This is a genomic window from Rubellimicrobium roseum, assembly GCF_006152145.1.
GTDB classification, from domain to species: Bacteria; Pseudomonadota; Alphaproteobacteria; order Rhodobacterales; family Rhodobacteraceae; genus Rubellimicrobium; species Rubellimicrobium roseum.
The window spans coordinates 1-14,213 of record NZ_VDFV01000073.1; the positions used below are offsets into that span (position 1 = coordinate 1).

Genomic DNA, 14,213 nt, shown 5'->3' on the forward strand with positions numbered 1-14,213 from the left:
CTCATGGCCGCCCAGATAGGCGCCACGAGACCCTACGCGACCACCCGCCACGAAGTTGTGCAACAACCCCGTTAGCGCCCACCGATGTAGTGGAAACCGCGAGCCTTTGCTCAGGCGTCATGGATGCTGACCAGCTTCGGCCACTTCGCCCTGCACTCAGAGGACCTGGACGTGGATCTATCCAGGATCGACTCCCAGCTTGAGTTGACGGCCCAGCTGAGCCGCCCTACAACCCCGGCCTACCAGGGGAGTCCCGGCAAGGGGCTGAGAGGCTGTTGAGCGCATCACGCGCGGCATGGCGACCCTTGAACCTGATCCAGTTCACACTGGCGTAGGAAGGGAACCCGAGCGATGGCGCAGTCTGCGATCTTTGCGGCCTGTCCGACCCTGTGGGGCGTTTCTAACCAGCTGACCCTGGATCTCCGCCCATTCCAGGGAGCGTCCGATGAATGCAGTCACCCCCACCGTCACGCAGGGACCCCATCCCGCCTCGCGTAAGATCTTTCTCTCCGGGAGCCTCCATCCGGACCTGCGCGTTCCCCTGCGCGAGATTGCGGTCCACCCCACGGCTGGGGAGCCGCCCGTGCTGGTCTACGACTCCTCCGGCCCCTACACGGATCCGCAGGTGGCGACTGACATCACCGCCGGGCTGCCGCGCCCCCGCGAGACCTGGATCCGCGGGCGCAGTGACGTGGAAGAGTATGCCGGGCGCCTGGTGAGGCCCGAGGACAACGGCTTTGCGGCGGGCGAGCGGCTCGTGCCGGAGTTCCCGGTCCGCCCCCGCCCGCTCCGGGCCCGAGACGGCCGGGCCGTCACGCAGCTGGCCTACGCCCGCGCCGGCATCATCACGCCTGAGATGGAGTTCATTGCCATCCGCGAGAACTGCGGCCGCGCTGAGCGGCGCGAGGCCGCCAAGCGCGACGGCGAGGCCTGGGGCGCCCACATCCCCGAGTTCGTCACCCCCGAGTTCGTCCGCGACGAGGTGGCTGCGGGCCGCGCGATCATCCCGGCCAACATCAACCACCCCGAGCTTGAGCCGATGATCATCGGCCGCAACTTCCTGGTAAAGATCAACGCCAACATCGGCAACTCGGCCCTCACCTCCTCGATGGCCGAGGAGGTCGAGAAGATGGTCTGGGCCATCCGCTGGGGTGCAGACACGGTGATGGACCTGTCCACGGGCCGCAACATCCACAATATCCGCGACTGGATCCTGCGCAACGCGCCGGTGCCGATCGGCACCGTGCCCCTCTACCAGGCGCTCGAGAAGGTCGGCGGCGTGGCCGAGGACCTCAGCTGGGAGGTGTTCCGCGACACCCTGATTGAGCAGGCCGAGCAAGGGGTGGACTACTTCACCATCCATGCGGGCGTGCGGCTCGCCTACATCCCCCTCACGGTCGACCGGGTCACCGGGATCGTCTCGCGCGGCGGCTCGATCATGGCCAAGTGGTGCCTCGCGCACCACAAGGAGAGCTTCCTCTACGAGCACTTCGAGGAGATCTGCGACATCTGCCGCGCCTACGACGTGAGCTTCTCGCTGGGTGACGGCCTGCGCCCCGGCTCCATCGCGGACGCCAACGACGCCGCGCAGTTCGCCGAGTTGGAGACCCTGGGCGAGCTCACTCAGGTCGCCTGGGCCAAGGACTGCCAGGTGATGATCGAGGGGCCGGGCCATGTGCCCATGCACAAGATCAAGGCCAACATGGACAAGCAGCTTGCCACCTGTGGCGAGGCGCCCTTCTACACCCTGGGGCCTCTCACCACCGACATCGCACCGGGCTACGACCACATCACCTCGGCCATCGGTGCGGCGATGATCGGCTGGTTCGGCACGGCGATGCTCTGCTACGTCACGCCCAAGGAGCATCTGGGCCTGCCCGACCGCGACGACGTCAAGACGGGTGTGATCACCTACAAGATTGCGGCGCACGCGGCCGATCTGGCCAAGGGGCACCCAGGCGCGCAGGCCAGAGACGACGCCCTGTCCCGTGCCCGCTTCGAGTTCCGCTGGGAGGACCAGTTCAACCTCTCGCTCGACCCCGAGACGGCGCGCAGCTTCCACGACGAGACCCTGCCCAAGGAGGCGCACAAGGTTGCGCACTTCTGCTCGATGTGCGGGCCGAAGTTCTGCTCCATGCGCATCTCCCATGACATCCGCGCCGAGGCCCAGAAGGAGGGCATGGCCGAGATGGCGCGTCGCTATCGCGAGGGCGGCGAGCTCTACATGCCGGTGGAGCAGGCCTGACCCGTGGCAGACGTGACCGTCATCGGGGCTGGCGTCGCGGGCCTGACCTGCGCGCTGGCACTCGCGGAGCGCGGCGCCTCGGTCGAGGTGATCGACCGGGGCGAGCGGCTCGGCGCGGAGGCCTGCTCGTGGTATGCCGGCGGCATGCTCGCGCCCTGGTGCGAGCGCGAGAGCGCCGAGCCACTGGTGGCCGAGCTCGGGGAGGAGGCGATCGACTACTGGGCCGAGCGGGTGCCTGGGGTGATGCGCAAGGGAACCCTTGTGGTAGCACCAGCCCGGGACGTGCCGGATCTCGCCCGTTTTGCCCGCCGGACCGAGCGGTTCGGGTGGGTGGACGGCGAGCGGATTGCAACGCTGGAACCTGACCTCGCAGGACGCTTCAGCAAGGGCCTGTTCTTCTCGGAAGAGGGACACCTCGACCCGAGAGACGCCCTTGACGCCCTCTCAGAGGCGTTGGCCCGCCAGGGCATTTCCATCCGCTTCGGGGTGGAGGTCGAGAATGAGGCACCCTCGTCGCCCACGATCGTCGATTGCCGCGGCTTCGGAGCCCGTGACGCCCTTCCCGACCTGCGCGGCGTCAAAGGCGAGATGGTCCTGGTCCGCACCAAGGACGTGACGCTGAGCCGGCCCGTCCGCCTCCTTCATCCACGCCACCCCGTCTACATCGTGCCTCGCGACGACGGGCTCTTCATGATCGGGGCGACCATGATCGAGAGCAGCGAGCGGGGGCGCGTTACTGCCCGTGCTATGCTGGAACTCCTTGGCGCGGCTTATGCTGTGCATCCGGCCTTTGCGGAGGCTGAGATCATCGAGATCGGGGCGGATGTGCGGCCCGCCTTTCCCGACAACCTGCCGCGCATCAGCCGGCGTGGCCGGACCTTTCATGTCAACGGCCTGTTCCGGCACGGCTTCCTGCTCGCCCCGGCGCTGGCCCGCCGGGTGGCCGCAACCGTGCTCCATGGCACTCACTATCCAGAGGTGATGGATGAAGATCAGCTTCAACGGTGAGCCGCGCGAGGTCTCGGGCGCAACCCTCGCCCTTGCTCTCGATGAGCTGGGCCTGAGCACGGCGGTCGTGGCCACGGCCCTGAACGGCAGCTTCGTGCCCGCCCCGTCCCGGTCGTCCATCTCCTTGAAGGATGGCGACGCGGTCGAGGCGCTCGCACCCATGCAGGGAGGCTGAGCTCATGCGGCTTTACGACGTCGAACTCCGGTTTCGGCTCATGCTCGGGACGGCCCAGTATCCCTCGCCGGCGGTCCTTCTGGACGCGATCAAGGCCTCCCGATCAGAGGTCGTCACGGTCTCACTCCGGCGCGAGGCCGGTGGCTCACGGGCCGGTCAGGCCTTCTGGTCGATGATCCGCAACCTGGGCCTGCGCGTGCTGCCCAACACGGCGGGCTGCCACACCGTGAAGGAGGCCGTCACCACGGCGCACATGGCGCGCGAGGTCTTCGGCACCCCCTGGATCAAGCTTGAGGTGATCGGCGACCACGACACGCTTCAGCCCGACGTCTTCGGGCTGGTCGAAGCGGCTCGGATCTTGACCGAGGACGGCTTCGAGGTCTTTCCCTACACGACCGAGGACCTGTCCGTCTGCGGCCGGCTGGTTGAGGCCGGGTGCCGGGTTCTGATGCCGTGGGGTGCCCCAATCGGGTCGGGGCGCGGGCTGAACAACCCTTATGGCCTGCGGACACTGCGGGCGCACTTCCCCGAGACTCCGCTCATCGTCGACGCCGGCCTTGGTCGGCCCTCGCAGGCCGCGGCGGCCATGGAGCTGGGCTATGACGGCGTGCTCCTCAACACGGCGGTGGCCAAAGCGGGCGATCCGGTGCGCATGGCCGAGGCTTTTGGCCAGGCCGTTGAAGCGGGGCGGCTGGCGCATCTGGCAGGTCCCATGGAGCCGCGGGACATGGCCGCACCTTCGACGCCCGTGATGGGCATGGCCCTTCTCTCTTGAGGCATGATGCTCGATCCATTCTATCTCATCGTCGATGACGTGAGCTGGGTCGCTCGGCTAGTCCCTTTGGGCGTTCGGCTCGTTCAGCTCCGGGTCAAGAACTGCCCCGAGGAGGAGGTGCGCCGGCAGGTGCGGGAGGCCCGCGCGATTTGCGCCCATTACGGTGCCCAGCTGATCGTCAACGACTTCTGGCGCCTGGCCATCGAGGAAGGCTGCGATGCAATCCACCTGGGCCAGGAGGACCTGGCTGGGGCCGACCTCGCCGCGATCCGCCGCGCTGGCCTGCGTTTTGGGATCAGCACGCACGATCATGCCGAGCTGGATCAGGCGCTATCGGTCCGTCCAGACTACGTCGCCCTGGGCCCGATCTATCCAACCCGACTGAAGGCCATGCCCTGGGCGCCGCAAGGGCTAGAGCGGATCGCTGAGTGGAAACGGCGGATCGAGGGCCTCCCGCTGGTCGCCATTGGCGGCCTCTCGGTCGAGCGCGCCCCAGGGGCGCTGGCGGCTGGTTCGGACAGCCTGGCCGTGGTCACCGATGTGACGCTCGACCCCGATCCCGAGAACCGGGTCCGGCAATGGCTCCAAGCCACGCGAAAGGTCGCAGCCTGATGGACCGTTATGCGCGTCAGCTGGTGCTGCCCGAGATCGGATCTGAAGGGCAGGCACGGCTCCGGGCGGCCTCCGTCCTGGTGGTCGGGGCCGGTGGCCTCGGCTGCCCGGTTCTCAGCTACCTGGCGGGAGCCGGGGTCGGCCGGATTGTCATCGCTGACCCTGACAGGGTGGAGGTCACCAACCTGCATCGGCAGGTACTCTACCGCATGGGCGACATTGGCCGGCTCAAGGCCGAGGCGGCCCGCGACGCTCTCCACGCCCTGAACCCGGATGTGGCGGTCACGGCCGTGGCGGCGTGGGTCTGCCCCCTGAACGTGCGGGAGCTGGTAGCCCAAGCCGATGTGGTGGTGGATGCAGCCGACAGCTTCGCCCTCACCTACCTGCTGAGCGACACGGCAAGGGCGGAAGCCAAGCCGCTGGTGAGCGCCTCGGTCATCGGGCTTGCGGGCTATGTCGGTGCCTTCTGCGCAGGCGCCCCGAGCTACCGCGCCGTGTTCCCCGAAGTGCCGGCCCAGCTCGGCAGCTGTGCCTCGGCTGGCGTGCTCGGGACGGCGGTTGGCGTCATGGGCGCGCTCCAGGCGCATATGACGCTCCAGATCGTTCTCGCGACCGACCCATCCCCTCTGGGCCGCCTTGTCTCTGTCGACCTCCAGACCTTGGGCTTTGGAGGCTTTTCCTTTGCCACAGCCGTCGAGCCTGCCGGTGGCGGACCGGTCTTTGTCGGTCTTACCGAGCTCGCTGACAGCGACCTTGTGGTCGACCTCCGTGGGCCCGAGGAGGCGCCGGTCCTCGCCTGCCCTGGGGCGGAGCGGATCGCCGTCGAGGACATCGGGCAGCTAGTGGAACGGGGCTTGGGGCCACGCCGCATCGTTCTCTGCTGCCGCAGCGGCCTTCGCGCGTTGCGGGCAGCCCAGGTGCTCCGAGGTCTCGGTCTCGACCAGCTGGCCCTGGTCGCGCTGGGGGATTGATGCCGGAACTCCGCCCGACCGTTCTTGTTATCGCCGGCTCGGACTCAAGCGGCGGCGCTGGCCTTCAGAGGGACCTCCTGGCCCTGGCCGACTTCAACATCGGTGCAGTGACCGCGATCACAGCGGTCACCGCGCAGTCGGACCAGCGGGTCCAAGCCGTGCTGGCCATGCCGCCTGAGCTCGTTCGCGATCAGATCGAGATGGCGTTCCAGACACGGACCATCTCGGCCGTGAAGATCGGGATGCTGGGCACGGGCGATGTGGTCGAGGCGGTGGCCGACAGGTTGCGTGGACTGAAGGGGGTGCCAGTCGTCCTCGATCCGGTTCTGCTCGCTTCGTCCGGTGCCACTCTTCTCGATGAGCCCGGCCGCAAGGCACTGATCACCGAGCTGTTCCCGATTGCGACGCTTCTGACGCCCAACCTCCCGGAAGCCGCCGCGCTCCTCAACGAGGCGCCGGCCGGCAACGACCGTGACCTCGTCCTCCAGGCCAAGCGTCTGCGAGCACTTGGGCCACGAGCCGTGCTGATGAAGGGAGGACACGGGACGGGAGACGCCTCGGTCGACGTGCTCCTTACCGAGGAAGACCAGCCGCACTACCTCCGTGCGCCTCGGCTGGCCGTCTCCATGCGAGGCACCGGTTGCGCCTTGGCCACGGCTATCGCCGCGCAACTCGCCTTGGGACGACCGCTGTTGGAGGCTTGCTCGACCGCCAAGGCTTATGTGCATCAGAGTATGCTTGGACGCGGCAGGAGGGAACAATCTCGCGCGGGTGGCCAGCCCGATGACTGGAGCTGCGCTCGCTCTGGATGAGGCCACGCCTCGAGGGCGGGAGACTGAGCTTACAGCGCTCCTACCCCGTCCTGTTCGAGCTAAGTGCCGAGGTGGCCAACACACCGCTGTTCGGCGTGGTGTCCTGCCCGTTCACAGACCCCGACCAGGCTGACGCGAGGGCTGATCCACCGCCTGCGGCACCACTCGAACCAGTGACTTTACGGGGCTGCCCTTCCTCTGCTAAGCGCCGCCCCCAGGCATTCCTGCCTCCGGTCGCAGCCTACCCGGACAAAACAAGGACACGTTATGAGAACCATCGTCGTCTGCTCCGGCGGACTCGACTCTGTTTCGCTGGCCCACAGGGTTGCGGCGGAACACGATCTCCTCGGCCTTCTCTCCTTTGACTATGGTCAGCGTCACAGGAAGGAGCTGGAGTTTGCCGCGCTCTGCGCGGAGCGCCTGCGGATCCCTCATCAGATCATTGATCTCCGCGACGTCGGCCGGAACCTCACGGGCTCAGCGCTTACGGATGAGCTGACGGTGCCCGACGGGCACTACGCCGAGGAGACGATGCGGATCACGGTCGTGCCTAACCGCAACGCCATCATGCTTGCCATTGCGTTCGGGGTGGCCTCGGCCCGCGGGGCGGACGCCGTGGCCACCGCGGTCCACGGCGGAGACCACTTCATCTATCCGGACTGCCGGCCCGGCTTCATCGATGCGTTCCAGACGATGCAGAACCACGCGCTGGAGGGCTACGCCAGCATCACCTTGCTCACGCCTTATGTGAACCAGCCCAAGTCTGCCATCGTCGTGGACGGTGCCAGGTATGGCACGCCCTTCGCGCAGACATGGTCCTGCTACAAAGGCGGCGAGAGACACTGCGGGCGCTGCGGCACCTGTGTGGAGCGACGGGAAGCCTTCGACCTGGCTGGCATTACTGATCCGACCGAGTATGAGGATCCTGACTTCTGGCGCGCGGCCGTGCAGCGGAAAGGTGCCTGATGTTCAGGATCACCAAAGAATTCCACTTCTCTGCATCCCACCAACTCTCCCGGCTTCCCTCCGACCACCAATGCGCCCGGCTGCATGGCCACAACTACGTCGTCGTGGTGGAGCTTGCGGCGAAGGAGCTGAACGCCTTCGGCTTCGTGCGCGACTACCACGAACTGGCCCCCCTGAAGCATTACATCGATGATCATCTCGATCACCGGCATCTGAACGATGTGCTGGGCCATGATGCCGTCACGGCTGAGTACCTGGCCAAGCATCTCTATGATTGGTGCAAGGAGCGCCTGCCAGAGACCGTAGCGGTTCGCGTCAGCGAAACACCCAAGACCTGGGCGGAGTACCGGCCTTGATAGAGGCCTACGCGGAGAAAATCCGCATCAGCGAGATTTTTGGCCCCACCATCCAAGGCGAGGGGGCGCTGATCGGCCTGCCCACTGTCTTCGTGCGCACAGGTGGCTGCGACTATCGCTGCTCGTGGTGCGACAGCCTGCATGCAGTCGACAGCCGGTTCCGCGCCGACTGGCGGGCCATGACAGCCGAGGAGATATTCCAAGAGGTCCGCCGTCTGTCCGACGATAGGCCGCTCATGGTGTCTCTTTCGGGAGGAAACCCCGCGATCCAGCCGCTGGGGGGTCTCATCCGCCTGGGCCACTCGGCGGGTTACCGATTTGCGCTGGAGACACAAGGAACGGTCTGTCGGGACTGGTTCGCTGACCTCGATGTGCTGGTCCTGAGTCCGAAGCCGCCCTCCAGCGGGATGGAAACGGACTGGGAGGCGCTGAAAGCCTGTCAGGAGAGTGCCGCAGAAGGGCCACGGACTGTGCTGAAGTTTGTGGTGTTCGATGCGGAGGACTATGCCTATGCCCGCGATGCCGCGGCACGCTTCCCGGATCTTCCGGTCTATCTCCAGCCGGGGAACCACACTCCGCCCGACCCCGACGAGGAGGATGGCCTCATTGACATGGATGGCCTCACCCGTCGCTTGCATTGGCTGGTGGACAAGGTGACGACGGACCGCTGGTTCGATGCGCATGTCCTGCCGCAGCTTCATGTCCTGCTTTGGGGCAACAAGCGCGGGGTCTGAGCTTGAGGGGCTGGGCTGTCGACAATAGCACGCGGCCTGCTCACAAGGAGTGGGTGGCTTGTCCCCCAGCCAGCACATCGTGCCGCCCTGACCTCCACTGGGGTCGTTTTCTCGGCGCGGATCACTCGGACGGGGAGGTAGACGGGGGATCGATGGGTACTGAGAAGGTCTGGACGCTCTGATGATGATTCCTCCGGCGTTTGGAGCCGAGTTCCGAGCGTCCTTGCTCGACCTGTTTGCATGGCGCCGGGACGTCCGGCGTTTCCGACGCGAGCCCCTCCCGATCGGGACGTTAGACCATCTGATCGAGACATCCTGTCTGGCCCCATCCGTCGGCCTGAGCGAGCCGTGGCGCTTTGTGACCGTGGACTGTGCCTCCCGACGCGCTGCCATCCGGGCCAACTTCCAGCGCTGCAATGCGGCGGCTCTCTCGGATCAGTCCGAGACCAAGCAGGGCCAGTATGCCCGCCTGAAGCTCGCCGGGCTCGATGACGCGCCCTGCCATCTGGCGGTGTTCGCCGACCGCTCCACCCGCCAGGGTCACGGCTTGGGCCGCCACACCATGCCCGAGATGATCGAATATTCGGTTGTGATGGCGATTCACACCCTCTGGCTTGCGGCTCGGGCCGAGGGAATCGGCTTGGGCTGGGTGTCGATCTTGGAGCCCGAGCCCGTCAAGGCGGCCCTTGACGTGCCGTCCGACTGGATCTTCCTGGGCTATCTCTGCATCGGCTATCCGCAAGCCGAAGAGATCACCCCTACTCTCGAACACGAGGGGTGGGAAAGGCGCCGTCCCACATCAAGCGTGATCGTGAGGCGGTAGCACGTACCATAACTAGCCGCACGCCACTCGGGTCGAGATCCGGCTCTGGCCGTCGTCAAAAGATCTGCGTCTCGCAGTTCGTTTGTAGGCCTAAAGATGACTACCGACCCAAGCGATCAGTAAGGCCCACAGGGCCAAGCCCGCCAGGAACATGGCTGCGGCGGCCAGTCCCGCAATCCAGCAAGGTTTGGCCTCGCTCGAGGGCATCTCTGGCCGGGCCTGACTTCTGACCTGTGCGAGATCTACGATCTTGGGGAGAGCGGCGGGAGAAACCTCCGAGGCCTGGTGAACTGGAGAGGTCTTTCCTTGGTCAGCCACATAACTGCGGCCCCCCTCGTGAATGAGGAAGTTGGGCCGGCTGCCACGCGCATGGTTCATTCGACTCTCTGTTGCTGGAGCCTGTCGTCTCAACGCGACTGAAGATCGACAGGTTCGATGGATGGTTTTGACCCGACTGGCTGGGGCAGCGTTACGTCGCCCCAAACCCTAGCTGCGTGTCACGCTTGCGCAGCCACCGCACGACGGGTAGAGCCAAGAGGAGCCCCCAGCCCTTGCCGATCATCTGGCCCCAAAGGAAGTCCAAGCTGCCGAAGGCCAGGGACAGGAAGAGCACGCTGTCCACCACAATGCCCACGACCCCGCTCGCGGCCACCGCAAGCACCAGCCCTCGGCGCTGGAGCGGCGTGTAGACGGCGAGGTCCGCGACCTCGGACAGCACAAAGGCGGCCACGGAGGCGACCACCAGGGCCGGGGGCGAGACAAGCCCCGACAGAACCGCGCCCACCACGATGGCGCCTACGGACCAGGCGAGGCCGAGTCGCCGCTGCACGAGGTCGCGCAAGACCAATGCCAGGCCGATAGCCAGGACGCCGCTGGGCGCGAGAGTGCCCGGCCACACCGGGATAAGGCAGGGGCTGTTCGGAGGGCAAACGGTGCCCACGTTTCCGATGAGCCAGTTGGCCAGCGGGATGCAGCCGCAGAAGAGGGCGAAGTACGCGTACCCTTCGAGCCGTTGAGCCGTATGGTGGCGCTCGGATCGGATCATCGACATGCTCTCACCCCCGCCCACGGTAGGGCGGCACGCCCTGGTCCGGCAGCCAGACGCCCTGGGGCGCAGGCCCCGTCTGGTAGAAGACGTCGATAGGAATGCCGCCGCGCGGATACCAATAGCCGCCGATCCGCAGCCATTGCGGCGCAAGCAGGTCCACGAGCCGCCGGGCCACAGACACGGTGCAATCCTCGTGGAAGGCGCCGTGATTGCGGAAGCTCCCCAGGAAGAGCTTGAGCGACTTGCTTTCCACCAGCCATTCGCCCGGCACGTAGTCGATCACCAGATGCGCGAAGTCGGGCTGCCCGGTCATGGGGCAAAGCGACGTGAACTCGGGCGCGGTGAAGCGCACGGTATAGGCCACGTCCTTCTGCGGGTTCGGCACCCGCTCGAGGATGGCTTCCTCGGGGCTCTGGGGCAGGCGGGTGGCCTGACCGAGCTGCGTCAGGCCGGAATAGATGCTATCCTGGGACATGGGAGAACCTCGATGAGGCCTCCAGGGCAGCAGAGACGCCTCTCGCATGGGACGCGAGGCGCTCTGTTCGTCCGGGTGTCCTTGTTTTGACCGGGTAGGCTGCGACCGGAGGCACGTGATGCCAGAGGCGGCGTCTATCGGCAGATCTTTCGCGAGTAAAGGTGCGCGCCTGCATCAAGCCGAGGATTCAGCGTTCCCTGGGCCCCAGCTCCTGCCTCTGCCTGGCATCGGTGATGTCAAAGGCAGTGCCGATGAACTTCACGGCCCGGCGCAGCCCCGCTACCTCGGCGAACGTCGCCCGCGCACGCTTCCACCTAGCGCAGGGTGCCGTCGGGCCAGAGCGCGCAAGACTTGATATGGAGCTGACCCAATCCGGTGGGATCGAAGGCCTCCTCGACGGCCTCGACCACCGCTGCGCGATCATTGGGATGAACGCGAGACAGGAACAGGTCGTCCGTGATCTCCGCGTCAGGGGGAAACCGAAGAGCGCCTTGCATTCGGCCGCCCAGTACAGTTCCTGCGTGATCGGGTCCTGCTCGAAGGTGCCGACACCTAAGGCCTCCTGGGCCGCGGCTTCCGCCTTGCGTGCCCGGGCTTCGCCCTGGGCCAAGCACCATCCGGAGTGCCTCGTCGAGCAGGCCGTCAATGTCTCGCTCGCCAGCGCCCTTGCCATGGCCGAGGCCGTGCTGCTTCAGGAGCTCGGGAGCCGGACGCTAGCCGAGGTTCGGCAAGATCTCGAGGGTCTGAGGTCCGAGCACCTGGGAGCCTGACCCCCTCAACCTCCTCCTGAGTCGAGGTCGACACCAAAAGCCTGACGTCTTCAACGTCTGGCACTTGCATCCGACGCAATTCGGTTTGCGTCAAGTCGATGAGGTGAGAACGGCGGTGAGATTGTCTGCCATGGGAGCGGCGGGATGATCCCGCGGCGGGCGGCGCGATAGTCGGCCACATGTGTCCTTCCTGGCAGCAGGGAGGGCGGGGGCATTTTCACCGTGGAGCTGTATCGGAAGGTGCGCCAGGCCTACTTCAGGCAGGGCATGAGCAAGCGTGCGATCGCGCGTCACTTCGGGATCTCGCGCGACAGCGTGGACAAGATGATCGTCTACTCGGTGCCGCCCGGCTACCGGCGGACGGCACCGGTGAAGCGGCCGAAGCTGGACGGGTTCAGCGACATCATCGACCAGTGGCTGCGCGAGGATATGGGCCGCCCTCGCAAGCAGCGCCACACCGCCAAGCGGGTCTTTGACCGGCTGCGGGACGAGCACGGGTTCTCCGGCGGCTACACCATCATCAAGGACTACCTGCGCGAGCATGAGCGGCGTGGCCGGGAGATGTTCGTGCCGCTGCATCATGCGCCCGGGCACGCCCAGGCGGACTTCGGCGAGGCGCTCGTGGTGATCGGCGGCACCGAGCGGAAGGCGCACTTCTTCGCCTTTGACCTGCCGCACAGCGATGCCTGTTACATCCGGGCCTATCCGGCAGCGACGGCCGAAGCGTGGGTGGACGGCCACGTCCATGCCTTCGCATTCTTCGGGTGCGTGCCGCTGTCGGTGCTCTACGACAACGACCGCTGCCTGGTGGCCCGCATCCTGCCCGACGGGACACGCCAGCGGGCTACGCTCTTCAGTGGGTTCCTATCGCACTACCTGATCCAGGACCGCTACGGCCGGCCCGGGAAGGGCAACGACAAGGGCAGTGTCGAAGGCATTGTCGGCTGGGCGCGGCGCAACTTCATGGTGCCGCTGCCGCGCTTCGCGACCTGGGGGGAGTTCAACACCTGGCTGGAGGAGCAATGCCGCAAGCGCCACGCCGATGTCCTGCGCGGCCATGGCGAGACGATCGGGCAGCGGCTCCAGCGGGACCTCGGGGCGATGATGCCGTTGCCGCCGGCTCCGTTTGACGCCTGCGACCAGGCGACGGGCCGGGTGAGCTCGCAGGCGCTGGTGCGCTACAGGACCAACGACTACTCGGTGCCGGTCGCCTACGGCCACCGCGACGTCTCGATCCGCGGCTATGTCGACCAGGTGGTCATCGGCTCTGGCGGGGAGGTCATCGCCCGCCATCCCCGGAGCTACGACCGGGAGGACATGGTCTTCAATCCGGTCCACTACCTGCCGCTCATCGAGAAGAAGACCGGCGCCTTGGACCAAGCCGCACCACTGGTGGACTGGGAGCTGCCGCCCGAGTTCCAGACCCTGCGCCGGCTGATGGAGGCGCGGCTCCTGAAGGCCGGGCGGCGGGAATATGTGCAGGTTCTGCGGCTCCTGGAGACCTTCGATCTGGCCGACCTGCATGTGGCGGTGAAGACTGCCCTGCGGATGGGCGCCGTGGGCTTCGACGCGATCAAGCACCTGGTGCTGTGCCAAGTCGAGAGGCGGCCGCCGAAGCTCGATCTCGACGTCTACCCCTACCTGCCGCGGGCCAAGGTGGGGGCCACTTCCGCGGCCAGCTACATGTGCCTGATGAGCGGAGGCGCGGCATGAGCGAGGCTCCGAAGCTCCTGCTCGACCACCATCTCAAGACCCTGAAGCTGCCGACTGTCCTGCGGGAATACGACAAGCTCGCCCGCCAGTGCGCGGCCGAAGGGCTGGACCATGTCCGGTTCCTCGCTCGGCTGGTGGAGCTCGGTCACGTCCGTCAATGAGGTGGAGATTTCGGGTGTAGTTGGGGTGGCCATGGTCATGCGGCCTCGGTGGAGATGAGAGCGGGGTTTTCGGCGGGCGGCGTGTCGAGCTCGGCCATGGCCTCGACCTGCATGTAGCGGTGCTGGAGCTGCCACTCGTCATTGGCCTCGAGCAGGACGGCCCCGATCAGGCGAATGATGCTCTCCTCGTTGGGGAAGATGCCGACCACGTCGGCGCGGCGCTTCACCTCCTTGTTGAGGCGCTCCAGTGGGTTCGTGGAATGCAACTTCACCCGGTGCTGGCTGGGGAAGCTCATGTAGGCCAGCACGTCCGCTTCGGCTTCGTCCATGAGGGCACCGAGCTTGGGCCAGCGGGGCCGGAGCTGGTCGGCCACGTGCCTCCAGGTCTCGACAGCGCTCTTGTGGTCGGGCTGAAGGAACGCCTGCCGGATCGCGGCAGCCACGACCGTGTGCTGCCCCTTGGGCACATGGGCCAGGGCATTGCGCATGAAGTGGACGCGGGGGCTGTTGAAGAACCCTCTTTCAGGCTGCGCTGGGAGCTGGGCCGCCTGGTGTTGGTGACGCCGCGA

General features: G+C 66.5%; 16 protein-coding genes, 1 pseudogene and 1 riboswitch. Of the genes and pseudogenes, 14 read left to right on the forward strand and 3 right to left on the reverse strand.

What is annotated here, in order from left to right:
• Positions 1-234: 234 nt before the first annotated feature.
• Positions 235-355: riboswitch (TPP riboswitch) on the forward strand.
• 90 nt (positions 356-445) lie between these two features.
• The 11 genes from thiC to bluB all read left to right on the forward strand — a co-directional run bounded on the left by thiC (position 446) and on the right by bluB (position 9,477).
• Positions 446-2,245 carry a phosphomethylpyrimidine synthase ThiC gene (gene thiC, locus FHG71_RS21575; RefSeq protein ID WP_139083762.1) on the forward strand — a complete coding sequence of 600 codons (1,800 nt, stop codon included), beginning with the start codon at positions 446-448 and terminating at the stop codon, positions 2,243-2,245.
• Between the two features lie 3 nt (positions 2,246-2,248).
• Entirely contained in the window at positions 2,249-3,253 is a 1,005-nt protein-coding gene (gene thiO / locus FHG71_RS21580; protein ID WP_218014204.1) for a glycine oxidase ThiO, read from the forward strand.
• Positions 3,231-3,428: a sulfur carrier protein ThiS gene (thiS, locus tag FHG71_RS21585; RefSeq protein ID WP_139083763.1), complete on the forward strand. Its 198-nt coding sequence runs from the start codon at positions 3,231-3,233 to the stop codon at positions 3,426-3,428. Before thiO ends, thiS begins: the two co-directional genes overlap by 23 nt.
• Before the next feature lie 4 nt (positions 3,429-3,432).
• Positions 3,433-4,203, forward strand: a complete 771-nt coding sequence (locus tag FHG71_RS21590; protein WP_139083764.1) for a thiazole synthase — start codon at positions 3,433-3,435, stop codon at positions 4,201-4,203.
• Between the two features lie 3 nt (positions 4,204-4,206).
• Positions 4,207-4,815 (forward strand): thiamine phosphate synthase, encoded by a 609-nt coding sequence (locus FHG71_RS21595; protein WP_139083765.1) that lies wholly within the window; start codon positions 4,207-4,209, stop codon positions 4,813-4,815.
• The gene (locus FHG71_RS21600) at positions 4,815-5,786 is read left to right on the forward strand and encodes a HesA/MoeB/ThiF family protein (protein ID WP_139083766.1); all 972 of its coding nucleotides are present in this window, start codon (positions 4,815-4,817) and stop codon (positions 5,784-5,786) included. The genes FHG71_RS21595 and FHG71_RS21600 overlap by 1 nt, the downstream gene beginning before the upstream one ends.
• Positions 5,786-6,598, forward strand: a complete 813-nt coding sequence (gene thiD / locus FHG71_RS21605; protein ID WP_139083767.1) for a bifunctional hydroxymethylpyrimidine kinase/phosphomethylpyrimidine kinase — start codon at positions 5,786-5,788, stop codon at positions 6,596-6,598. Before FHG71_RS21600 ends, thiD begins: the two co-directional genes overlap by 1 nt.
• A gap of 267 nt (positions 6,599-6,865) precedes the next feature.
• Positions 6,866-7,564 (forward strand): 7-cyano-7-deazaguanine synthase QueC, encoded by a 699-nt coding sequence (gene queC / locus FHG71_RS21610; RefSeq protein WP_139083768.1) that lies wholly within the window; start codon positions 6,866-6,868, stop codon positions 7,562-7,564.
• Positions 7,564-7,920, forward strand: coding sequence for a 6-carboxytetrahydropterin synthase QueD (gene queD, locus FHG71_RS21615; RefSeq protein WP_139083769.1), 357 nt, complete (start codon positions 7,564-7,566; stop codon positions 7,918-7,920). Before queC ends, queD begins: the two co-directional genes overlap by 1 nt.
• Positions 7,917-8,654 carry a 7-carboxy-7-deazaguanine synthase QueE gene (queE, locus tag FHG71_RS21620; RefSeq protein ID WP_246045563.1) on the forward strand — a complete coding sequence of 246 codons (738 nt, stop codon included), beginning with the start codon at positions 7,917-7,919 and terminating at the stop codon, positions 8,652-8,654. Before queD ends, queE begins: the two co-directional genes overlap by 4 nt.
• 184 nt (positions 8,655-8,838) lie before the next feature.
• Entirely contained in the window at positions 8,839-9,477 is a 639-nt protein-coding gene (gene bluB, locus FHG71_RS21625; protein WP_139083776.1) for a 5,6-dimethylbenzimidazole synthase, read from the forward strand.
• 469 nt (positions 9,478-9,946) lie between these two features.
• On the opposite strand, the gene FHG71_RS21630 is transcribed toward bluB, so the two are convergent.
• On the reverse strand, positions 9,947-10,522 hold the full coding sequence (locus FHG71_RS21630; protein WP_246045565.1) for a VUT family protein: 576 nt from the start codon (positions 10,520-10,522) through the stop codon (positions 9,947-9,949).
• Positions 10,523-10,532: 10 nt separating this feature from the next.
• The gene (gene queF, locus FHG71_RS21635; protein ID WP_139083772.1) at positions 10,533-11,000 is read right to left on the reverse strand and encodes a preQ(1) synthase; all 468 of its coding nucleotides are present in this window, start codon (positions 10,998-11,000) and stop codon (positions 10,533-10,535) included.
• A gap of 356 nt (positions 11,001-11,356) precedes the next feature.
• On the opposite strand from queF, the gene FHG71_RS21640 reads away from it, so the two are divergent.
• The 3 genes and pseudogenes from FHG71_RS21640 to FHG71_RS21650 all read left to right on the forward strand — a co-directional run.
• A complete protein-coding gene (locus FHG71_RS21640) occupies positions 11,357-11,770 on the forward strand; it encodes a hypothetical protein (RefSeq protein WP_139083773.1) in 414 nt (137 codons plus the stop codon).
• A 222-nt stretch (positions 11,771-11,992) separates the two neighbouring features.
• Positions 11,993-13,483, forward strand: a complete 1,491-nt coding sequence (gene istA / locus FHG71_RS21645; protein WP_176559567.1) for an IS21 family transposase — start codon at positions 11,993-11,995, stop codon at positions 13,481-13,483.
• Positions 13,480-13,626: pseudogene (locus FHG71_RS21650) on the forward strand (ATP-binding protein); the annotation flags it as partial. The gene istA and the pseudogene FHG71_RS21650, both read left to right, overlap by 4 nt.
• 53 nt (positions 13,627-13,679) lie before the next feature.
• Here the strand turns inward: FHG71_RS21650 and FHG71_RS21655 are convergent.
• Positions 13,680-14,213, reverse strand: a 534-nt coding sequence (locus tag FHG71_RS21655) for a transposase (RefSeq protein ID WP_246045567.1), incomplete at its 5' end; no start/stop codon positions are given.